At 53.7% G+C, this 21,867-nt stretch carries 14 protein-coding genes and 3 tRNA genes; 8 read left to right on the top strand and 9 right to left on the bottom strand.

The window, feature by feature from the left end; all coding sequences use genetic code 11:
- Nucleotides 1-82 precede the first annotated feature (82 nt).
- Nucleotides 83-1,768 carry an FAD-dependent oxidoreductase gene (locus A9753_RS02060; protein WP_067779438.1) on the top strand — a complete coding sequence of 562 codons (1,686 nt, stop codon included), beginning with the start codon at nt 83-85 and terminating at the stop codon, nt 1,766-1,768.
- A gap of 70 nt (nt 1,769-1,838) precedes the next feature.
- Here the strand turns inward: A9753_RS02060 and A9753_RS02055 are convergent, their stop codons facing one another.
- The 3 genes from A9753_RS02055 to A9753_RS02045 form a co-directional block, all read right to left on the bottom strand.
- On the bottom strand, nt 1,839-2,894 hold the full coding sequence (locus tag A9753_RS02055) for a DUF2776 family protein (RefSeq protein WP_067779436.1): 1,056 nt from the start codon (nt 2,892-2,894) through the stop codon (nt 1,839-1,841).
- A gap of 42 nt (nt 2,895-2,936) precedes the next feature.
- Nucleotides 2,937-5,483 carry a plasma-membrane proton-efflux P-type ATPase gene (locus tag A9753_RS02050; RefSeq protein WP_067779433.1) on the bottom strand — a complete coding sequence of 849 codons (2,547 nt, stop codon included), beginning with the start codon at nt 5,481-5,483 and terminating at the stop codon, nt 2,937-2,939.
- A gap of 387 nt (nt 5,484-5,870) precedes the next feature.
- Nucleotides 5,871-6,971, bottom strand: coding sequence for an FUSC family protein (locus A9753_RS02045; RefSeq protein WP_141673256.1), 1,101 nt, complete (start codon nt 6,969-6,971; stop codon nt 5,871-5,873).
- Between the two features lie 161 nt (nt 6,972-7,132).
- On the opposite strand from A9753_RS02045, the gene A9753_RS02040 reads away from it, so the two are divergent.
- The 3 genes from A9753_RS02040 to A9753_RS02030 all read left to right on the top strand — a co-directional run bounded on the left by A9753_RS02040 (nt 7,133) and on the right by A9753_RS02030 (nt 7,824).
- Nucleotides 7,133-7,219 (top strand) — tRNA-Ser (locus A9753_RS02040).
- A 267-nt stretch (nt 7,220-7,486) separates the two neighbouring features.
- Nucleotides 7,487-7,562, top strand: a tRNA-Arg gene (locus A9753_RS02035).
- A gap of 186 nt (nt 7,563-7,748) precedes the next feature.
- Nucleotides 7,749-7,824: transfer RNA gene (locus tag A9753_RS02030), tRNA-Arg, on the top strand.
- Between the two features lie 262 nt (nt 7,825-8,086).
- Here A9753_RS02030 and gluQRS read toward each other — a convergent pair.
- On the bottom strand, nt 8,087-9,064 hold the full coding sequence (gene gluQRS / locus A9753_RS02025) for a tRNA glutamyl-Q(34) synthetase GluQRS (RefSeq protein ID WP_083090194.1): 978 nt from the start codon (nt 9,062-9,064) through the stop codon (nt 8,087-8,089).
- On the bottom strand, nt 9,064-9,396 hold the full coding sequence (locus A9753_RS02020) for a thiamine-binding protein (RefSeq protein WP_067779428.1): 333 nt from the start codon (nt 9,394-9,396) through the stop codon (nt 9,064-9,066). Before A9753_RS02020 ends, gluQRS begins: the two co-directional genes overlap by 1 nt.
- A gap of 265 nt (nt 9,397-9,661) precedes the next feature.
- Here A9753_RS02020 and A9753_RS02015 point away from each other — a divergent pair, with 265 nt between their 5' ends.
- The 3 genes from A9753_RS02015 to A9753_RS02005 are packed head-to-tail and all read left to right on the top strand — an operon-like array spanning nt 9,662 to nt 14,544.
- Complete coding sequence (locus A9753_RS02015; protein WP_067779425.1) at nt 9,662-11,656, top strand: ABC transporter transmembrane domain-containing protein; 1,995 nt, start codon at nt 9,662-9,664, stop codon at nt 11,654-11,656.
- On the top strand, nt 11,656-13,410 hold the full coding sequence (locus tag A9753_RS02010; protein ID WP_067779421.1) for an ABC transporter ATP-binding protein: 1,755 nt from the start codon (nt 11,656-11,658) through the stop codon (nt 13,408-13,410). Before A9753_RS02015 ends, A9753_RS02010 begins: the two co-directional genes overlap by 1 nt.
- A gap of 21 nt (nt 13,411-13,431) precedes the next feature.
- Nucleotides 13,432-14,544 (top strand): YeiH family protein, encoded by a 1,113-nt coding sequence (locus tag A9753_RS02005; RefSeq protein ID WP_067779419.1) that lies wholly within the window; start codon nt 13,432-13,434, stop codon nt 14,542-14,544.
- A gap of 147 nt (nt 14,545-14,691) precedes the next feature.
- Here A9753_RS02005 and A9753_RS02000 read toward each other — a convergent pair whose 3' ends face one another.
- Nucleotides 14,692-15,423, bottom strand: a complete 732-nt coding sequence (locus A9753_RS02000) for a TetR/AcrR family transcriptional regulator (protein ID WP_067779415.1) — start codon at nt 15,421-15,423, stop codon at nt 14,692-14,694.
- Between the two features lie 197 nt (nt 15,424-15,620).
- On the opposite strand from A9753_RS02000, the gene A9753_RS01995 reads away from it, so the two are divergent.
- Entirely contained in the window at nt 15,621-19,238 is a 3,618-nt protein-coding gene (locus A9753_RS01995) for a YhgE/Pip domain-containing protein (RefSeq protein WP_067779413.1), read from the top strand.
- A 279-nt stretch (nt 19,239-19,517) separates the two neighbouring features.
- Here A9753_RS01995 and A9753_RS01990 read toward each other — a convergent pair whose 3' ends face one another.
- From A9753_RS01990 to A9753_RS01980, 3 genes are read right to left on the bottom strand one after another with little or no spacing between them, the layout of a single operon-like run.
- Nucleotides 19,518-20,531 (bottom strand): ABC transporter substrate-binding protein, encoded by a 1,014-nt coding sequence (locus A9753_RS01990; RefSeq protein ID WP_089024702.1) that lies wholly within the window; start codon nt 20,529-20,531, stop codon nt 19,518-19,520.
- Nucleotides 20,528-21,214, bottom strand: coding sequence for an ABC transporter permease (locus A9753_RS01985; RefSeq protein WP_067779410.1), 687 nt, complete (start codon nt 21,212-21,214; stop codon nt 20,528-20,530). The genes A9753_RS01990 and A9753_RS01985 overlap by 4 nt, the downstream gene beginning before the upstream one ends.
- Nucleotides 21,214-21,867, bottom strand: a complete 654-nt coding sequence (locus A9753_RS01980; protein ID WP_083090192.1) for an ABC transporter permease — start codon at nt 21,865-21,867, stop codon at nt 21,214-21,216. Before A9753_RS01980 ends, A9753_RS01985 begins: the two co-directional genes overlap by 1 nt.

The following is a 21,867-nucleotide window of genomic DNA, read 5'->3' as shown; positions in this document are numbered from 1 at the left end:
GCGCTGACGTTACGAAAACCCTCCTTCGACTAATAATCAACCCACCGGCGAGGACTCGTCGCTCAACTTCTAGGACACTGAGATGAATACACGCGTTTCACGTAAGGTCGTCATTATTGGTGGTGTAGCCGGTGGTATGTCCGCAGCCACTCGACTACGACGCCTCGATGAGCACGCGCAGATTACTATCCTCGAACGCGGCGCTTACGTCTCTTTCGCCAATTGCGGTTTGCCTTATTATGTCGGCGGCATTATTGACGACCGTGACAGTCTTTTACTCCAAACTCCTCAGTCGCTAAAGTCCCGTTTTAATTTGGACGTCCTGGTCAACCATGAAGCAGTCGCCATCAATCGCAAAGCTAAAACTGTTACTGCGAAAACCCCTGACGGTGAAAGTATTTTCGACTACGACCAGTTAATCCTCGCCCCTGGTGCCCGTCCCTTCGTGCCGCCAATGCCGGGAATTGACCGCGCATTGACCCTGCGTAACGTCGCTGATGTTGATGCCATGATGGAGGCAGTCTCCGCTCAACCCAAGACTGCAGCCATTCTTGGTGGTGGCTTCATCGGTCTGGAATTGGCTGAAAACCTTCATCGTCGCAATATCGAAGTCACCATCATTGAGGCATCGTCTCAGATCCTTCCTCCTCTTGATGATGAAATGGCTGCCATGGTTGAGAACCACCTTATCGACCAGGGCATCGCCGTCATTACTAACGATCGGGCAGAAGAAGTCACTGACGTTGACGTGGTGCTCAAGTCTGGCGCTCGTGTTTCTGCAGAACTCGTAATAGTGGCAGTAGGTGTACGTCCCGACACTGTCATTGCGCAGGAAGCTGGTTTGGAAACTGATTATCGCGGTGGCATCGTGGTGGACTCTAGTCAGCGCACCTCCGATCCCAACATTTACGCAGTGGGTGACGCTGTGGTCAAACGTGATCGCATCGACTCCAGTTTCGTCCATATCCCGCTTGCTAACAGTGCCAACCGCGACGGCCGTGTTGTTGCCGATATCATCGTGGGCCTACCCCCATTTGATAATGAAACCAAGGAACGGCAGACCATTGGGGTCCTCGGTACCGCTGTTGTGGGAGTGATGGGGCTGACTGTTGCTGCTACAGGCTGGAACGAACGTCGTGCACGCGGAACTGAAAAGAATGTTGGTGTCATCCACACACATCCTTTTAATCATGCAACTTACTATCCTGGCGCAGAAAAACTTGCCCTCAAACTTGTCTACGACCTGGATACACTAGAAATACTCGGCGCCCAGGCAGTAGGTGGAAGCGGGGTTGATAAGCGCATTGATGTGATTGCTACAGCAATTGCCGGTGGTCTTAAAGTGTGCGACCTGGCAGGAATTGACCTGGCGTACGCACCCCAGTTCGGCTCGGCCAAGGACCCCATCACTATGCTGGGATTTGTCGCTGACAATATCGCCAGTGGTATGACCGAGACTGTAGACATTCATGACCTGTCCGCGCTTCAAGAAGCAGGCCATCTTGTGTTGGATGTGCGCACTGTGGGCGAATACGTCAAAGGCAATATTCCCGCAGCAATCAACATTCCCCTTGATGACTTGCGTGAACGCATTGATGAAGTGAAAGACCTTGCGGGTGGACGTAAAGTCATCGTTCATTGTGCTGTAGGCGTGCGTGGTCATAGCGCGGTTCAGATTCTTAAGGCCAACGGTGTTGATGCGGCTAACCTAGATGGTGGGTACGCTACTTGGCAGGCGCTTGAACGGAAGAATCGACGCGGTCGTTAAGAACGTGTCATTGCGAGGACGCATCCACTGGCCATTACGATCGTTAACGTCAGAACTGGGTATCTGAAAATTACTCGCTGGAACTTGTTCCGGACTCCAAAATACTCACGATAGAAAACAGCGTGATGCAGATGGCCCCTAAGCCCATGAGTACACGTGCAGGAATGAAGTATTGAGGATCTGTTGTAGCAAATTCAAAAAGGAATGCTGCAAGAAATGCGCATCCCAGGGCAGTAAAGATAGGAATCATCGGAATACGGTTAGCTAATTCAAATTCGTGCCACCAGATTTTTGAAAGCAAGATAACTTTACTGGAAATGGAAAAGCAGACGAGAGCTAAACCAACCATGATGAAACCGATGACATGGACTTTCATGTCGTCGAAGTAGACCACAACCCACACTCCCCATAGAAGAATGAGGGTTCCCATAACTAATACGAGAGTGGGCCACAATCCCCGTTCAAATTCAGTAAAAACATTTCGGATTTGTCGAGCGATTGAAGCAACTAGGGCAATAAGGGAAGTGCAGATAGCAGCCAGCCCCGCCATCACATGGCCAGCGATGAATTCAGGGGCATGATGTGTTGATGCTGAGGTAAGTAAGATTCCTGCCCACACCCATAAAATCAGTGCACTGAAGGCCGGGAGCGCCACTAGGGCCCGTTCATGACGCTGAAGAAAAGCTCCTTCCGGTATTTCTTCTCGTTTTGTGTGAGCGTTACCAGGAATAAACGTAAAGCGTGTAGAAGCGGTTGCGGCAGTCGCTATGCAAACGGCAATGAAACCTACTCCTGCCACCACGTGTCCAGCAACGAATTCCGGGCCGCTAGTAGCGCGATGAATTAGCCACATGCCTGTGCCAATGGTGAGGGCAGCAGATGAATACCCCAGAATCGGGAGGGCGTAAACAAAAAATCGTGAATAGGTCCCGATGATCTGACGAATGATAGTGGCCGCTGTACAAAACAAAGCGATACAAATCATTCCTAATGACATCACTACGGGGCCAGCAACAACCCTGTCAGGATCGTTGCCCCACGTGTAAATTAACGCTCCGTAAGAGAAGCAGAAGAGCGCCATGACAAGTGGGATCGCACGAAAAATAACGCTAATGCTGTAGTTCATGGCGCCCTCCCGATTCTGAGATAGTAAGAATTGCCGAGGTGATTACTGGCTGACCTTATCCAGGAAACGGTAGGTCGCGAGTTTGACACCATCTTGGATGAACATCCACACCAAGTTGTATACCCAGACAAATCCGACCAGCGCCCAGGGCAAGGAAGGAATTCCTAGCCATGATGAGCCAATGCCGCACAACAATGCAGCAAAGATCTGAGTGCCGATGAGTGCACTGACCAGTTTCCATGACGGTGCAGGCTTGGAGAAGAAAGTCCCTGCCTGGCGGGTGACAAACAACATGAGATGGCCACCAACTACCAACTGCAAGAACATTGCCGTTTGAATGTGTGGGCCATCGACTCGTACGCCCCACAAAGTGCTACCGGTACGGTCGATAAGGAACACCAGCAAACCGAAAGTCTGAATCACGGCAGTTAAGCCGAGAATAGTGGATACCGAAAGAACGCGTGGCATTTGCCAACGTACCGGGGTGGGGGAGATGCGTGTGTTGTCATAGGCGATCGTCATAATCGGAATATCGTCAAGCAATGCCAGCAAGATAATCATCACTGGAGTAAGCGGTACGAAAGCTCCGTGGATGCCAGACACAGTGGGGAAACAAATAATCGCTGCTACCACAAAGAGCATGACGTCCATTGTCATTGCGATGCGGTAAATCGTGTAAGAAAGCATCCGTTCAAAAATCTGACGTGCTTCCTCAATAGCGGTAATAACAACGCTTAAGCCTGGGGCAGTTAGTACCAGATCTGCAGCAGCGCGAGCAGCGTCTGTTGCTCCTTGAACAGCAACGCCAGCATCAGCTTGCTTAAGTGCCGGAGCATCATTAACGCCGTCACCGGTCATGGCCACAATATGGCCACGTGATTGCAAAGCTTTGACGATTCCGTACTTGTGTTCAGGGAAGACGCGGGCGAAACCATCGGCGTTATCAATGCTTTCAGCCAGTTGAGGACTGATGTGGTCAGGATCAACTCCCTCGAACATATCTGCAGCGGCTTGGATATGGGTGCCCATGCCCAACTGGCCTGAAATTTCTGCGGCAATAGCCGTATCGTCACCAGTGACCATTTTTACGCGCAGGCCGTACTTCTTTGCTGCAGCGATAGTGGCGGCAGAATCTTCACGTGGAGGATCAGACAGCGGAAGAATTCCCATAAACTCCCATTGCGCAGACTCGGTATCCTCCGGGGAATCTAATGGAGCAGACTGGGCAACTGCCAAGGTGCGGTAACCGTGGCTAGCCAACTCTGCAACCTTGTCATTGACTGCCTTTTCATCCCCATCAGAAAGGCCGCATAGATCAACAACGACTTGCGGGGCACCCTTTGTAGCCAGGAAAACAGTTCCGTCAGCGCTTTCAATAGTGGCCTGGGTACGTTTGGATACCGGATCAAAAGGAACAAAAGTTTGTAGCGTGTATGGCTTTAATGCCTCAGCGTCATTCAGAGCAGCGAGGACTGCATTATCAATGGGGTCATTATTCTCGGCGCGGCAAGCCAATGCAGCCACAACAGAACAGTCATGGGCGCTCTTGCCGTGAGGCACCATGACGGGCTCATCCACACTCAAGCGGTTCTGAGTGAGCGTTCCTGTCTTATCTGAGCAGAGAACATCCACACCCGCCATCTCTTCAATGGCTTGCAGGCGTGAGACGATGGCTTTTGCCTTGGATAGGGCCAGGGCCCCCAAGGCCATTGTGATAGAGAGAACCGCTGGCATCGCCACGGGAATAGCGGCTACAGCGAGAACCAGAATGAACTTACTGAGGCTGAGTACGCCGTCAAAAGTAACACCCGGACCGTCAATTAAACGATGGAGAAGGACGATGGTGAGCAACGTGCACAAGCCCAGAGCAATCAGGATGAGGAAGTTGCCAATCTTCATGACAGCCTGTTGGAAGTGTGAAGTAGATTGCGCGTTGGCAACCAGGCTTGCAGTTTTCCCAAAGAAAGTATGTTCGCCGGTACAGCACACAAGCCCTACCATCTCACCTTGTTTAGCGACGGAGCCAGAGTAGGCAACATCGCCGACTTTCTTAGACACGGGAAGTGATTCACCAGTTAACGCTGCTTGGTCAATGGAGATGTAGTCACCGCTAATGAGTACGCAGTCAGCAGGAATGACGTCGCCCAAACGTAGGCGCACCACGTCGCCGGGAACCAAGGAAGCGGCTTCTACTTCTTTCCATTCCCCATCACGCAGGGCTCGAGCAGTGAGGGCTAAACCTGCTTTAAGCGCTTCTAAGGCGTTAGAAGCCTTGTGCTCTTCCCAAAAGCCGATGACGGCATTGAAAAGAAGTAGAGCAGTAATGATGATGAAATCATTGTAATCCTGGGCGATAGCCGACATGATTGCAGCGATTTCAATCATCCAAGGGATTGGCCCCCAGAAGTAGCGCAAGAGTTGTTTCCACGCGCTTGTTTTCTTTTCTTCTAGTGCGTTAGGGCCAGCGATCTCCAGGCGCTTGGTTGCCTCATCGCTAGAGAGGCCATCTTGAGTGCAATCAAGAGTCTTGAGAAGTTCGTCGATTGGTGTGGAAGCGATTTTGTCGCTTGGCGGTTGCGTGAATGACATGATCGTGTCCTGAAATAATGGTGAGCAACAGTGGATCAATGAGGCGTTCTCAAGGCCGAATCTGGCTGAATAACTCAAATCAATGAGTCGATGAACGCGTTGTAGATGTCAATGCTGGTGCGTCATATAAGGTGAAAAGTGCGATTCGAGAATGGATCTGCTATCACCGATATCCGCGTGCGCATGCGGCGCTGAGGAGGTCTAGGTGTTGAATGGAAAGACCTTTTGTCATGGGGACTCCTCGGCCTACGTGGGGCTGCGACAATGCTTGTCCTACAAAGTGTAGTTCCAGTCACAAATGTTCGCGCGCGATAAACCTCAAATTCCCACACTCACCATGAGTCTGTTCCGTACTCGAATATTGTGGGAAATGCTGCGGAAGGAAAGTCAGTGGCGAGATTTGCCTTGAGGGTCATGGGCAGACTTAAGAGCGTGGCGACGTTGCCAACTTTCTACTGCGATATCAATCAGATACACGGCTATCACTACGAAAGCAATAGCGAAGATGTTGTCGGCAATGCGGTAGAGAATAGATTCGTGTGGCCCCATCAGCAGCATGGCCACACTCAATGCTCCCAAGGAGTTAAAGACTGTTTGATAACGGTAACTGGTGGTTAAACCTACTAGGAATCCTCCCGATAGGCCTACTAGAGTCGGTGTCATTCCTGGAATTAAGGTAAGGCAGTAGAAAAGAAGTGTTCCAAGGAGTGTGCCAAGGAAACGCTCTACCATTTTCTTACCCCGCAGATGTTCATACGGGGAGAGCACGGACATTGCAGCGATGCCAATCCACATGGTTCGCCCTAGCCCTAATAATTGACCACACCACATGGCTAGTGGGACTAAAACGGCGAGTTTAAGTTTCCACTCGTCATCAATCTTGCGTGGATTAAAAGCTCGGAACACATGCTCAAGATCGCGCCCAGACATGTTGTGTTTATGTTTTCTTAACATGATCGACGCCGCCCAAGCGCCTCCCAATAAAAGGCCGGCGATACGTGCTGTTTGAGCTTCGCGTGGGGCTGGATAGCCGTAAAGAAGAAGGAAACTTAAAACCAGTACGACATGGTTGTGGTAGGCCACCTGGTCACATCCCATGATGAGGATAATGAGTAGTCCCACCATCATGATGACGGCTCCCAGGAATCCGCCCACGTGGAGGGCTAATGGGGGGAGGGTGGCGAACAAGGCAAATATAAGGAAGAGGGCAAGGGCCCCTTCTTCTTTGGAGTAGCCGAAATCGACTTTTTGGAAAGTCAATACGCTTAAAAGAACCACCACACCAACAATGGCGTTATCGTGGCCAAGGACAGAGATAAACGCTACGACGAAGACCACACAGAACAGAAGGGTGATTAAAGCCTTGGTGGCAATACCAAGGAAGATGGCGCTTCGTTCTTTAACCCCGGTGGCTTGGCGTAAATCAACTTGAAGTTTCGAAGGATCCTCGTTGATGATCTTCCATGTGCGTGACAAGAATTGGGGCATGTCAGTAATTGTGTATGAGGTTGCATAAAAGAGCACGTCGAGAGTGGGATCATTGCTTGAAAGGGTTCTACTGCGCCTGTCGGTAGATAGACTTGCTGTGGATCACATATCGTGAGTTGTGACAATGGAGCAAAGGTCCGGTACGCTGGACCCCGTTCTTAGGAGACGTCGCATAGTGGCCTAGTGCGCCTCCCTGCTAAGGAGGTTGGGGTGGAAGCCCCTCGCGGGTTCAAATCCCGCCGTCTCCGCTAGGAATGACAAACCGAGATGCGCTGTGCGCATCTCGGTTTGTTGTGTAAAGAGCCTTTTTGGGTGGGCTCATGCGCTTGGGGTCGTACTCATCGAACCCGTGTTCGCTTTTTCCCTGTGGTGGCGTTCCCTTGCTGTTTATAGGCGCTTAGAGGGTGGGACGTGCTGCAGCGATCTATCTTTGAGATGTGTTTATCGTCACTAGGTGTGGATTTGTTTTTTATGCATTAGCAGGACTACATTTCTGGTTGTTGGAAACAACGCCTGCGCCAGTAGCTCAACGGATAGAGCATCTGACTACGGATCAGAAGGTTGGGGGTTCGAATCCCTTCTGGCGCACCAGTGCCCCGCCCTCGCAATCCACAGCGAGCGTGGGGTGCTTTCCAATTTTAGGTAGTTTTTAGTTGCGAATGCTCGATACCTTTCATCGCTGCCATCACGATCAACCGCAATCAGGTAACAAAAACAATCAAACTTGAACAATGCGATGAATCTGTACTAAGGTTCAACTTGTTGGAAACAACGCCTGCGCCAGTAGCTCAACGGATAGAGCATCTGACTACGGATCAGAAGGTTGGGGGTTCGAATCCCTTCTGGCGCACCACCAATCAAGGCTCAGCAACCGCTGAGTCTTTTTTGCTAGTTATGCATACTCCTAGAACTGTTATTCTTCTTGGCCTTTAACAACCCGGCAAACCTTTGCGATTAAGTCAGAGGAATTAGTTCATGAGCCGGTTAGTTCCGATGCCTTAGATGCCTCGCCTCGCACGCGATGTATTCAGATGCTCAAAAGTGCATGGCAAATCATTGACCATCTCGTGCCCTACGGTCACTTGATGGGGGTCATGATCTCAATAACGGGTGAACTACCGGTGAATTGCCTCAATAATCCACGGCTTAGTAGGCATGGCTCGTAACGTCTTCTCGTCAAGTAGAGCCAACAAATCCTTCGTATTCTCAGGTGGAGGACCAGACAAAACTCCTAAGGAGTTACTAATCCATCGCACTACATCAGTGGTTCCGTATCCCAGGTCCTCAAGATCAGGTAGCGTTACTGCACCATCACGTTTTGCTAGGCGTGCACCGTTGGCATTGATGGCTAGAGGTACGTGGACGTAAACCGGCTCGGCGTAACCCAGAAGCGAAGCTAAACAACTCTGGGCGGGAGATTGCATCAATAGATCATCGCCACGCACCACTTGATCAACACCCTGGAACGCATCGTCCACCACGACCGCAAGGTTGTAAGCAATAGCTCCGTCATTACGGCGTAGCACCACGTGATCAACGGGGCCCTCAAAATCGCCGTGTAACTCATCGTGAACTTGCCAGGACGCGGCCGGCGCATTGAGACGCAGTGCAGGGACACGCCCCTGGGAAGCAAGGAAAACGCGACGTTCTTCCCGCTCGTCGTCGGACAAATGAAGACAGGTCCCCGGGTAGTGGCCGGGGATGGCGTGCGGGGCAGAAGATGCTTCACGAATATCTTTACGCGAGCAGTAACACTCGAAGAGATAGCCGCCATCCATTAAACGTTTCAGCACATCGTCGTGCGCCTGGCCACGCGTGCTCTGGATCAGAGGCTCCTCATCCCAGGTAATGCCCAGTGCAGTGAGTTGTTCCAGTTGGCGCTCAGTGGAACCGGAACGCACACGATCTAAATCTTCAACGCGTAGCAGGAAACGTCGCCCAGTGGCTCGTGCCCACGCTTCAGCCAGAATGGCAGTACGCAGATTGCCTAGATGAAGATCACCTGTGGGGGATGGGGCAAAGCGTCCAGCCTTGTGTGTTTTTTGTTCCTGCCGTGCAGGCTCCCCACCAGCTAAGTTTTCCGATGCCACCATTACCGTGACGCGTTCTCCTCATCAGGAGGTAACTGATCAATTGCTCGTTCGAGCCGTTCGAGTTTTCCGGTCATTTCCCCCTCAAAACCGGGGCGGAGATCAGCCTTCATCACCAACTGGACACGAGGACTGACTTCACCCACGGCGTCGCAGGCGGACTTGATGACGGGCATGACCTCATCCCAAGTTCCCTCGATGGTGGTGAACATCGAGGTGGTTTCATGAGGGAGACCGCTATCGCGGATTACCTTGACTGCGCGAGCCACTGCGTGGCTCACGCTGCCATTGGGCTCATCAGAAGTGGTGGGCGAAATAGAGATGGCGAAGAGCATGGCAACACTGTAAACGAGTTTTTAGCAATCTCTAAGGTGTTTGGGGTGCGCATCACAGGGTGGTGTGTTACCTTTCTTCCCATGTTCATCATCATGTTTTCCTGAAAACACCGTTGCAACACTTGGCGTACTTGCCATCCCTGCACCTCGGCTGGCTTGAGTGCGTTGATTGTGTTGCCTCCCCTGTTTGCCAGATATTCCCGGCTCAGCAGCGCCTCATCTCAGAGCCCTGACCGGTGAGTGATAGTTATTCTCTGGATAGTTGATGATGAAGAAAAACTCTGAGCATTGTTCTGCCCACCCTTCTGCCTATGGTCAGGTTCCGGGTATTCCTTTGGTGGTGATGCCCCGCTGGTTCCGTGGTTTATTTCCATTTGTCCATCAGGTGCCCACGATTCTTCCTGCTAAGCCTCGCCCGATGAGCAAGGCGCTGATTAAGCAGGTCCTCCCCTTGATGGCACTGCAGATGGTGGTTGCAATCTTGTCCAACTTAGCCATGATTGTGCTGCCCACAGCGGTGGGCCATCTCCTGGATGACTCCCTTGCCTTGGGTTTTAGTGAGTACTGGTGGCCCTGGGGTGCTCTCCTGCTTGCAACAATTATCTTTTTGGCGTTTACCCTCGCCATGGAAGACGTGGTGACATTCGGTCCGTGGATGCGTATCTATCTGACAGTTAATCGTGTGGTGAACCGTCGTGCATCGACTAATGGCTCAGCTGTGAGCGCAGAGATTCCCCCGGGTGACGTGGTAAAAACTGCGGTGGATGATGCCGATTACGTGGCTAGTCTGGCCTACTTCCTTTCTCAGTTAATTGCCGCATTCCTCGGTGTGGGGGTAGTGGCCACCGTCATGATTCGCCAGTCGCTCACGATGGGACTCCTCGTTCTCATCGGCCTACCCGTTGTCATGGTGTTGATGAGTCTGTTGACCAAACCCTTGCAAAAACGTCAAGAAGTGCAGCGTAGTGAGAATGGTGAACTTTCCACCATTACTACCGATGCGGTGACGGGTCTGCGCATTTTGCGCGGTATTGGCGGTGAGGATGCCTTCCGAACTCGCTATGTTAAACAGTCTCAAATAGTTCGGCAGGCCGGTGTAGGCGTGGCTTTTCCTGCTGCTTTGCTGACGCTGTTGCGTGAGGGACTTCCCGCTATTTTTACCGTTATTGTGGTGGTGGTTGGCGCTCACCTGGCGTTGCGTGGCGAGATTCTGCCTGGTCAACTCGTAGCTTTTTATGGATACACGGCTTACCTGGTCAGCCCCCTGTGGCTGTTCGCCCAATTTCTTCAGACCGTCACCCGTTCGTGGGTGGGCGTGAAGAAGATCTCGAGCGTTCTGGCGGTTCCATTTCGTGTCAGCGACCGAATGGTTCCTGGCTTCTCTCCTTCTGCCGACGCCGAACCCCTCATTCCTGCCTACCTTGCCTCCCAGTGTGGAACAGAAAGCGATGAGGTGGATTGGAAGTGTGGCGATCTCATGGACGCCCGTTCAGGCATCATGATTCATGGTGGAGCATTCACCGCGTTGGTGTGTGACGAGCCGTCTCATGCTCATGAGTTAGCACTACGGCTTGCTCGAACAAATGATGATGATCAGGTGTATATCGATGGACGCGATATGCGGACCATCCCCTATCTGAGTTTGCGTGAGCATAGCCAGTTCGCTCCTGCGCATGCGCATGTTTTCTCCTCTACTTTGGGTACCAATGTTTTGGGTATGCGTGCGCCTGAGCCTTATCGGCGTACGGTAGTTGAGGCGATGGCTGATGATCAGTGGGATGCCAACCCTGCGAATCCTCCGCGTCTTGCTCATCCTAAGAATCGCCTCAGTGAGCAGAACGCAGCGCTCGTGGAGAGTGCACTGGATGCAGCAGTGGCTCAGGACGTGATCGACTCTGTGGGCGGAATTGATGGTCTACTTGCTGAACAAGGTCGCAATATTTCAGGTGGCCAGCGTCAGCGTGTTGCCCTGGCTCGCGCATTAGCGAGTGATGTGGACGTCCTTACACTGATTGAACCGACTTCCGCAGTGGACTCCCATACCGAGGGTGTGATCGTTGAGAAAGTTATTGCGATGCGCCAGGGGCGAACCACCGTGGTGGTCACTACCTCGCCGCTATGGCTGAGTTCCATGGATGACGTGGTATTCCTTGACTCCGGCGGCGCGTTCGTTACTCGGGGCCCTCACGACGAACTCTTGCGTACGTGCCCGAAGTATCGCGCAGTAGTTCACCGTTTCCAGGCTGAGGAGGGTGAGTGATGAAACGTCTTCCTGTTGCTGACTCTACTGCGGTGAAAAAGAGCGCTCGCGAGATTTTCCGTCATAACAAACGCTTCATTATTACGGTGACGATTATTCAAATTCTCAGCGCTGTGGTGGCCGTGGCGATTCCCAAAGTGATGGGCATGATTGTCGATACCGTCTCCGGTGGCTTGGGTGCTGCATCTGATGATGTGGTTCATCGCGTTACGCTACTGACTGTGGTGGCTTTGGTGATTGCTGCCGTGGGAGCCCTTCTGTCAGCTGCCGGCGATTATGCCGCCCGTGTGATGGGGGAACACATCTTCGCTACCTTGCGTGAAAACTTGATGGATAAGGTACTTAGCCTTCCGCTTAGCGCTGTTGAAGCCGCTGGGACCGGTGATCTTCTGGGCCGTACGGGACATGATTTGGATCGCTTGCGCTGGGTAATCCAGCGCGGCCTGGCCCGAATCATTGTCATCGTGTTCACCGTAGTCGCCGTGGCGATTGCCTCGGCGCTTACTGCACCGTTGCTGAGTGTGGCTCTTCTTGTGCCGTTCTTGCTAATGATTCCTTTGCTGCGCTGGTATTTCCCCCGTGTGATTCCGGGGTACATGACTCAGGGGACACTGTGGGCCAGTACTGACGGGGTGATTGCTGAAACGATTCGCCAGACACGAACCGTTGAGGGTGCCGGCTTAGTGGAGCAACGTGAACGTTATTACCAGCAAAATGCTGAAGAACTGTGCGATATGGAGGTGTACACCACCTACATTCGCTCCATCATGCTGGGGCTGAGCGGTTTGGTCCTTACGGCACCGCTGCTTACCGTCATCATGTGGGGTTCTTTCCTGCTAACGCGAGATGCCACCACGCTTGGGGCCGTGACTACGCTGAGTTTGTATGCCTTGCAGTTGCGCGGACCCGTGGGTGAATTGACGTATTGGATGGACTCTCTCCAAACCGCTTCGGTGGGACTTGCTCGCATCATTGGTGTGGGTCTGGTTCCCCCGGATCGCGTCGAGGGGGAAGATAAGCCTGACGGCACTACGTTGAGTGTCAAAGACGTGTCTTTCGAGTACGTTCCTGGCCGCCCGGTGCTTGACTCCATCAACCTTGACATTCGTCCCGGTGAGCGCTTGGCAATTGTGGGCCCTTCAGGTTCGGGCAAGTCCACCTTAGGGCGCTTGCTCGCGGGCATTAATGGCCCTACCTCGGGAAAGGTGGAACTTGGGGGAGTGGAACTGACCAGTATTCCTGTGAAGGATCTGAGTAAAGACGTGGTCCTAGTGACTCAGGAACATCATGTTTTCAGTACCACTTTGAGGGAAAACCTTCTGTTGGCTGCTCCGGATTCGTCTGAGGGGCAAGTGTGTCAGGCCTTAAAAGCTGTGGGGGCGCTGTCTTGGGCGGAGCAACTTGAGGAAGGCTTGGATACCTTGGTGGGCTCGGGTCATTACGAACTTACTCCCGGTCAGGCTCAGCAGGTGGCTTTGGCTCGCATTGTGCTGATTAACCCGCACACGCTGGTTCTCGATGAAGCTACCAGTCTCCTGGACCCCAGCGTGGCGCGTCATACGGAGCAGGCTCTAGATGGGGTGCTCGCTGGCCGTACGGTGGTGGCTATTGCCCACCGTCTCTACACTGCTGCTGATGCCGATCGCGTGGCTGTGGTCATTGATGGCCAGATTGCAGAACTGGGCTCTCATGAGGAACTACTGGCGTTGGATGGTCATTACGCCACCTTATGGCATGCGTGGCAGAGCCAGTGACTACGGTGGCATGATGAGGATATGACTTCACGCTCACAGACCGCACTCGCCGTAGTGCCGGGATTGGCATTAGCAGCGGCTGTGGCCATTGTGGCTACGGCAATCAACCACTACCTGCCTCTCCTGTCCGGACTTCTTATCGCTATTATCTTGGGTCTGATTCTGGCTAACACCCATCTCATTCCTGAGCGGTGCATGCCAGGGACCAAGATGGCTGGAAAAACCGTGCTGCGGTTTGGTGTGGTCTTACTCGGTTTGCGTTTGAGCATTCCGGATGTCATTGCTCTGGGGTGGGGTGCTGTGGGTGTTATTGCCTTGACAGTCATCTGCGTATACATGGTTACCCTGGTCTTGGGACGTCTCATGAAAGTTCCCCATACCACCACCGTGCTCACCGCCACCGGCACTGCTATCTGTGGTGCTGCCGCGGTGGCGGGTATGAGTGCTGTGGTGCGTCCTAGTGCCGCTAGCAGCGATGTTCCTGATGATGATGTGGAAGACGCCGCAGCCACGGCCATCGCGTCCGTTACTTTGTTTGGAACATTAGGAATTCTCTTGTTCCCCACTCTAGCTGGGCTTCTTCACCTGTCTACGATGCGTTCAGGTGTATGGATTGGGGCCTCGATCCATGAAGTGGGTCAGGTTGTGGCTGCTGGTGGTCTGGCGGGTCCGGACATTTTGGATGTGGCTGTGTTGACGAAACTTGGTCGCGTGGTGCTGTTGGCTCCCCTTGTCGCTATTGTGGGCATTATTGAAGGTCGACGCGTCAAGCATGAAGAACTTGCTGCAATTGAAGCTGCAGAAGTCAGTGCCGCCCTTGAAGGGCGCCCCGTGGATCACATGCCGTCGGCTCAAGCTAATGTGGTGAAGGCTCCATTAGTGCCCGCATTCGTTATTGGATTCCTCATTATGGTGGGGATTCGTAGCGTTACCGGTGACGCTATCCCTGCCGGAATTCTTAAAGACGTCAATCTCGTAGCGACATTCCTTCTCACGATGGCTATGTATGCCATGGGTGCTGGGGTGAATCTGCGTAAACTTGCCTCAACGGGCCTGAAATCCTTGGGGTTAGGTGCGATTGCCGGCATTGTCGCTGGCGTAGTGAGCCTGCTAGGTGCACTGATTCTCGTGTGATTTTTCTACTGTCCCATCCGTGGGGGTGAGGGAACAGTCGCGGTAATGGTGGGTGTACGGCGTCGGGTTAGACGCTCATCAGAAATCAGGCGAATGAGACAGGTGCGCCTGAATCGTGAGGACAACGGATAGTGCTCGCGATCGACTTTAGTGGCTGACTGCGCGTGTCATTCGGGCCAACATCGTGGGGAGGACGCGCTCAAGCATGGCCGTAAGGTTCTCACTGCCTTTGCCTAAAGCATCACGCATCGAGCGATCTGAAGCGGCGAAGATTAACTCCACTAAATCTTTTGGGGGAATCAAAGGTTCTCGGTCAATAGCACTTAGGCCAGTGACTAGGTACTTCTCCATATGTTGGCGGAACTCGTAATAGCCGGCGCGTAGCGTAGGAGAATTCTCTGGATCGCGAGAAAGAAAGAGAGCGAATTCATTTTGCAGCAGGTAGAAATCCCGGGAAACCGGGATGGCATGAAGCAATTTTGCTGATAATCGGGTAATTGCCGCGGAGAGTTCGGCATCGTCATTAGATAAGTAGTCACTTTCCTCATCGAGTGAAGCAATGACGTTGGCTAAGGAGGTGTCGAGAAAGTTTGTGATCGTGGTCCACTCATGGTCAGCTACACGCCGGACGAAATGATCCATGTCATCGAAATTGGAATAGAAGGCTCCGCGCGTAAATCCTGCCTCAGAGCAGATGTCCTTCACGCTCGTTGCGCCAATACCTTTACTGGCAAATAATGTGCGTCCGGCTTCGAGGAGGCGTTGCTGTGTTTCAGCTCGTCGCTGCGAGGGGTTGGATTCTGCAAGGCGGCGGATATTTGAGTGGCGGGCGGAGATACGACGAGCCACATTCCCGGTTGCGGTCTGCGGATGGCCCATCAGTGTGCTCCTAGAATCTTTGTTGTGCGGTATGAGGGGTTTGCGGGGCGTTTGATAACAGTGAATTACATCTTTTTCTGCTCACGCTCCGCAGTATTTGTATCACTTGTGGCGTTGCGAGTCATGAAAACGTGATGCGGTCGTCTTGTCTCTGCCTAAACTTTACCTTGAAGCCATTCGATACACAGGTGTATCGTATGGGTATGAAGAAACTTACCGGCTCCCGGCTAGCTAATGCGATCGTGGTGACGGCAATCGCCATCATCCCGTTGCTTTACGCAGGATTGCTTACGCTGGCATACCAAAACCCCACCAACCGACTATCAGATGTCACTGCAGCTGTGGTCAATGAGGATGTTCCTTACACCGCCACACTGACTGACGGCTCCACTGATACGTTTTCCATCGGCAATGAGTTGACCGATGCACTTATCCACCCCGATGAAGGTCGTGACGTCGGCTTCCACTGGGTGGAGATGACTCGCAAACAAGCAGAGGCTGGAATGAAGGATGAATCCGTCCGCGCCATCCTCTACATCCCTGCCACTTTCAGTCAGGATGTCAGCCTTATCGGCACTAATGACGCCGCTCAAGCCGCCACCCAATCTCTTCACCTCGTCACTACTGACGGCGTGAACTACCTCGCTGGCACCATGGCTCGCACCGTGGCCAGTGAACTTCAAGTGGAATTGGGGAAACAAGGTACTGAACGCGTTTTCGACAAGATGCTTCTGTCTATCTCAACCATCCGTGACGGGATGGTGGATGCTTCCGATGGTGCCAGCAAACTTTATGATGGCACCACCACCTTGGCTGACGGCACCAAGAGCCTCAATGACGGCGCTACTGAACTGAAGGATGGCGCTTCTAAACTCAACAGCGGTGCTACCTTGCTTGACACCAAGTCCGGTGAGTTGGCTGATGGTGCTGCCTTGCTGAATACCAAGACTGGTGAGTTGGCTGATGGTGCTACCTTGCTGAATACCAAGACTGGTGAGTTGGCTGATGGTGCTGCCTTGCTGAATACCAAGACTGGTGAGTTGGCTGATGGTGCTGCCTTGCTGAATACCAAGACTGGTGAGTTGGCTGATGGTGCTACCTTGCTGAATACCAAGACTGGTGAACTAGCTGACGGTGCTTCTTTGTTGGATACCAAATCCGGTGAACTAGCTGACGGTGCAGTGCTCCTGTCCACTTCCACCCACACCCTCAGCGTGGGCCTGAAGAGCCTCGTTGATGGGACGGTCAACCTCGATGTAGCACTTGCTGCCATTAACAACGGCGCACAGTCCGCATCCCAGGGTGCTAAAGAACTCAGCACTGGTGCGGCAAGCCTAGCTGATGGAACCCAGAGCCTGGCTGACAACACCGGAAGCCTGGCAACCGGCGTCGACCAACTGAGTTCGGGTGCCACCACACTGTCCGGTGGTATCAACGCTTACACCAACGGTGTAGATAAGGCCGCTGCCAGCGCCAATACGCTGGCACAGGGTGTTCGTTCCAGTGAACTGGCTACCAATATGGCCAAACTCCAGGCAGGCGTAGGCCAGTCAACTGACATCTACAACCCTGCCTCCGATTCAGGAAACTCTTTGTGGGCAGGCATTAATGCCGTCAAGGCGGGCATCGGAAACTCAACGGACGCCTACAACCCCGCACCCGGTGCACATAACACCCTGTGGGCAGGCGTTAATGCTGTCGATAACGGCGCAAAGCAACTCAGCGCTGGACTCAATGACGTGGCACCCGGCCAGCAGGCCAGCCTCAAGGATGGCGCAGCAAGCGTGGCGGCTGGACTGGACCAACTCAAGACCGGCCTAGACACGATGGATACCTCTTCCCTGACCACCGCAGCCACCGGTGCTTCGGAACTCAAGGACGGTATCGACACCTACACCGGAACTGTCGATCAACTCGCAGCAGGCTGCCAGGCAAGTGGCGACCAGTCCGTAACCTGCCAGACTCTGATTGCTTTGGCCGCCAAATCCTCCGACTTGACCACAGGCGCCACCAAGCTCTCCGATGGTCTCAACGATGCATCCGGTTCCCTGGGAGCACTTGCCGGTTTGTCCGGAAGCGTTGACCAGCTCGCCAGCGGTGCACACTCCGTTGCTAACGGCCTGGACCAGGCCGCCACCGGTGCCAAGACCCTCGCCACAGGAACCGAAGGTCTGAGCAACGGCCTGACCACCCTCGAAGGTGGCGTGAACGGCCTGGCTGCCGGTGCAGGAACCCTTGAAAAAGGTGTCAACGCTCTGGCCGCAGGCATCGGTACCGATCCGAACGCCGTCGCCACCCCGGAAACCAAGAATCCCACGGTGATCGGCTCCATCAACGCACTGGCAGGCGGACTGCATCAGATCACCACCTCCACGGTGGTCGTTGATGGCAAGCCCGTGGAGATCAATAACTCTCAAGCACTGCGTGAAGGTGCCGCCAAACTCGATGGTGGCCTGACCACCATGAACGAGAAGGTTCCTGCTCTCGTTGCAGGCGTTGACCAACTCAACACCGGTGCAGGCCGACTCAAGGATGGTTCCTCAACCCTGGCTGATGGCCTGACCACCCTGGCTGACGGAACCTCCAAGGCTAGCCAGGGCGCCAAGGCGCTCAGCGCTGGTGCTGACAAGGCCTTCAACGGTGCTCAGCAACTCGACGATGGCGCAACTAAGCTCTCCGATGGTGCGACCCAGTTGCATGACGGTGCTACCAAGTTGTCCGATGGTGCAACCCAGTTGCATGACGGAACTGCCACCTTGGCTAACGGTGCTGACCAACTCCGCGCTGGCACCACCACCTTGGCTAACGGTGCTGAAAAACTTAGCGTTGGTGTGACTACCCTGGCTAATGGTGCTGACCAACTCCGCGCTGGCACCACCACCCTCGCTGACGGTGCAAGTCAACTCAGCGCAGGCACCACCACCCTGGCAGACGGCGCAAGCAAACTCCATGAAGGTGCAGCCACCCTCGCTACAGGAACCTCCGACCTGGCTGGCGGAACCGTCACCCTTGCTGATGGTGCAACCAAACTCGACGATGGCGCACAGAAACTCAACGATGGAGCCGCAGAACTTGCTGATGGACTCAAGGGCGGAACCGACAAGATCCCGAACTATTCACAGCCCGAACGCGAACACATTGCTGCCACCGCATCTGACCTGGTGAACGTGGATCCCATCCGCGAACACGAAGTTCACAACAACGGTGCAGGCTTCACTCCGATGTTCATGAGTCTGGCTCTGTGGATTGGTGGTATCGCAATGTTCCTCGTGCTGCCCGCGCTGGACCGCCGCCGCATGAAGAACGAGCACTGGCTGCTGGCCGCAACCCGCCCCGCAGCGACTGCCACGATCTTCGCCGTGGTTCAAGCCATCGTCATGATGGTCGTGGTTAATGCTGCTGGAGAAATCCATGCCAGTAACCTCTTGGGCCTGTGTGCCATGGCCATTGCAGCAAGCCTGTGCTTCGCCGCAGTGAACCAGGCATGTATCGCATCCTTGGGCTTCCGCGGACGCTTTGTGTCCATCATCCTGCTTAGCTTGCAGATCACCTCAATGGGTGCAACATTCCCCATTGAAACCACTCCGAAGTTCTTCCAGTGGATTCACCCGTTCCTCCCCATGAGCTACACCCAACTCTCATTCCGCCAACTCATTGCTGGCGGCGGTGGAGTCACGGACATCTACGGCAAGACCATCATGATTTTGCTGATCTGGGCCGCTATTTCCTGGGTAATCACTGCGATCAGCGCCAAGATGCGTTCGTCAGTGGCACCTTTGCCCTATGACCCAGCATTGGCACCAAGCGCCGCATGATCCGACGGTAGGGGTGGCGCCCATGGAGCCGGTGACGCCGCGAACTACCGATCAAGGAACATGGGTAACTCACTCAGTGGTCATCTTCAGCCACTGTAAGTGAAGGCGGTGGGGGCCTGGCATGCGACGCATGCCAGGCCCCCACCTTTGTTATCGAAAGTGTTTCGTGAAGAAGGGGTCAAGTGCTGTGACCATTTGATGTGCCCCGTGTGACGATCGTGAGGACTAGTGCTCCCCACAGGATCTGGGCTCTCTGTAAGCGAGAAGTTAGCAAAACGGTTAGGCACCCTTATCGAGCCAACGGCGCGCAATCTTTGCCGGAGATTCCTGATTCCGTGTGGAAGCCAGGTTCATCTCTATCAAGTCTTCAGTAGTCAACTGAGTACTGATGGCATTGATGATATTCACGATTGTGGTATCCATTCCGGAATGAACAATCGGTACGACGTGGGAGGGGACGAATAGTTCAGCGTCATCATCTAAGCTCACCAGTTCATTACCGGCTAATGCAGGGTCTGCGGTATACATATCAGCCAAAGTAATGGTGCCGTTTAATAGCGCAGATTTAGTTAGTGGACCACCGCCATCTTCAATGGGATGGAAACTGACGGGTTTATCGATGAGCCGAGAGAGGTTTGCTGGCCCAAAGGGGCGAGACTCGGCTTCTGAATTTGCCCCCATCACTAAAGGCTCATTGACTTTGGCTAAGTCCGTAATTGTTTGTACACCCCATTTGTTAGAGAAGTTGCGCGTCACCACATAGGAATCCTCGTCACGGGCAGGAGCCTGCTCGAGCGCTTTGATGGATTTCGGAAGATGCTTCCGTAGGGCAGTAAGGACGTCATCGGAATCAGATTCTGTTGAATCTGGTGCGAAATACCGGAGTAGGGGACCGGTGTATTCAGGGAATACATCAATGCGTCCACTAGTCAGGTCAGCAACGTAAGCTTCACGCTGACCCACCCGGAATTCTCTGCGCACCAGTAATCCAGCGTCCTCTAGTGCGGTGGCATAAATTTCCGCGATGATGACATTGGAATAGTAATCCTGGCTGCCTACCACAATGCCCTGGTGAGTTTCATGGGGTGGATTGAGAGGATCGTAGTTAGCGCAGGATGCCAACATGCCCAGGGTCAGAGCGCCGGCTGAAGCACTAATAATTCGTCCGAACTGGCGTCGTTTCACCGTGCGTGACAAGAACGGGCCACTGCGTAGGGTGGCGGGGAACTGATGAGATCCAGAAGGAGGTGCACTTTTACCTGAATTCGGTGTATTAAAAAAAGAACTGTTCATCGCGCACCTGCCTGGGCGTCGTGGAGGGGGAAGGCTTTACGTGTGGTAAAGCGCTGGAACCACGCCATTAATGCATCAGCGCATAGTGTCATCGTAATGACGAGTAATGCCCCAGCCATCATGAGCGGATAATCACGAGTTTTAAGGCCGGCGAAGATGTATCGCCCAAGGCCCACATCGGCTACGTACGCTGCCAGGGTCGCTGTAGCAATCACTTGAAGCATCGCTGCACGAACGCCGCCCACGATGACGGGGAAAGCCAAAGGTAATTCCACGCGCCACATAATCTCCCACTCACTCATGCCCATTGCCCGCATGGCCTCAACGGTGGCATGGTCTACCGAGCCCACACCACCGGTGGCGCCAGCCAGAAGTGAAGGGATTGCCAGGATAACTAACGTCAAGATCGGCGCAGATGTTCCCACGCCAAGCAAAAGAGCCAAAATTGTTAGGATTCCGAGTGTAGGAATGGAGCGAAAAGCACCAGCGAAGGCCCCGACGATGCGTGTCCCCTTCCCCGTATGTCCCACAGCGATCCCAATGGGTAGGGCAAGAAGTGCCGCCAGAGCCAGGGACACTGCAGAAATCTGCGCGTGCTGAAACAAACGAGTCCAAATGCCGGTAGGACCAGCCCATGAATCAGGCGACGCCAACCAAGCAAGTGCTTTCATAAGCATAGTCATCAGCGACCCCCAGACTTGCGCTCAACCCAACGCCACGGAGTGAGAGCGCGTACTGCCCACACCACCATCTGATCTAAGGCCACGGCCACTACCACGGTCAGCACCACTCCGGTGACAACCTCAGCCATGATGCCGCGCTGCAACCCATCGGTGAGGAGTGTGCCTAGGCTAGGTACACCAATCAGTGCCCCAATCGTCACCAGTGCCACAGTGGAGACCACCAAAACACGCAGCCCCTCACCGATAACAGGAAGCGCCAGGGGAAGATCAACGGTAAACAGGACTTTGATGGGGTGCATACCCATTGCTAATGCACTGACACGTGCAGTGTTATCAACGGAGGTGAATGCGTCAATGATGCTGCGGGAAATGAGGGCCGATCCGTACAAGGCGAGCACCACGATGACATTGCTTTGTGATCGCAATGGAACCATGATGACCAGGGGAACAATAACGAGCAGAGCGAGGGCAGGAATTGCATAGACGACAGCGCTTAGCGCACTGACAATCCCGGCGACGGGTTTGAAACGAGCACCTAATGCGCCCAGAGGTAAAGCAATCGCCATCGCCAACACCAACGCTGGGATAACCAAGCGCAGATGGGCGATCAGCAACGGCATTATGGTGGTGGTGTGTTCGAAAGGCCACGTCAC

Source organism: Actinomyces vulturis, from assembly GCF_001687305.1.
Taxonomy (GTDB): domain Bacteria; phylum Actinomycetota; class Actinomycetes; order Actinomycetales; family Actinomycetaceae; genus Actinomyces; species Actinomyces vulturis.
Note: the sequence above shows the minus strand (reverse complement) of the source record. Positions and strands in the feature narration are given on the sequence as shown.

Excerpts from the sequence above, each read along its gene's own strand:
- A9753_RS02060 (WP_067779438.1), top strand. The coding sequence starts at position 83 with ATGAATACACGCGTTTCACGTAAGGTCGTCATTATTGGTGGTGTAGCC.
- A9753_RS02055 (WP_067779436.1), bottom strand. The coding sequence starts at position 2,894 with ATGAACTACAGCATTAGCGTTATTTTTCGTGCGATCCCACTTGTCATG.
- A9753_RS02050 (WP_067779433.1), bottom strand. The coding sequence starts at position 5,483 with ATGTCATTCACGCAACCGCCAAGCGACAAAATCGCTTCCACACCAATC.
- A9753_RS02045 (WP_141673256.1), bottom strand. The coding sequence starts at position 6,971 with ATGCCCCAATTCTTGTCACGCACATGGAAGATCATCAACGAGGATCCT.
- gluQRS (WP_083090194.1), bottom strand. The coding sequence starts at position 9,064 with ATGGTGGCATCGGAAAACTTAGCTGGTGGGGAGCCTGCACGGCAGGAA.
- A9753_RS02020 (WP_067779428.1), bottom strand. The coding sequence starts at position 9,396 with ATGCTCTTCGCCATCTCTATTTCGCCCACCACTTCTGATGAGCCCAAT.
- A9753_RS02015 (WP_067779425.1), top strand. The coding sequence starts at position 9,662 with ATGATGAAGAAAAACTCTGAGCATTGTTCTGCCCACCCTTCTGCCTAT.
- A9753_RS02010 (WP_067779421.1), top strand. The coding sequence starts at position 11,656 with ATGAAACGTCTTCCTGTTGCTGACTCTACTGCGGTGAAAAAGAGCGCT.
- A9753_RS02005 (WP_067779419.1), top strand. The coding sequence starts at position 13,432 with ATGACTTCACGCTCACAGACCGCACTCGCCGTAGTGCCGGGATTGGCA.
- A9753_RS02000 (WP_067779415.1), bottom strand. The coding sequence starts at position 15,423 with ATGGGCCATCCGCAGACCGCAACCGGGAATGTGGCTCGTCGTATCTCC.
- A9753_RS01995 (WP_067779413.1), top strand. The coding sequence starts at position 15,621 with ATGGGTATGAAGAAACTTACCGGCTCCCGGCTAGCTAATGCGATCGTG.
- A9753_RS01990 (WP_089024702.1), bottom strand. The coding sequence starts at position 20,531 with ATGAACAGTTCTTTTTTTAATACACCGAATTCAGGTAAAAGTGCACCT.
- A9753_RS01985 (WP_067779410.1), bottom strand. The coding sequence starts at position 21,214 with ATGACTATGCTTATGAAAGCACTTGCTTGGTTGGCGTCGCCTGATTCA.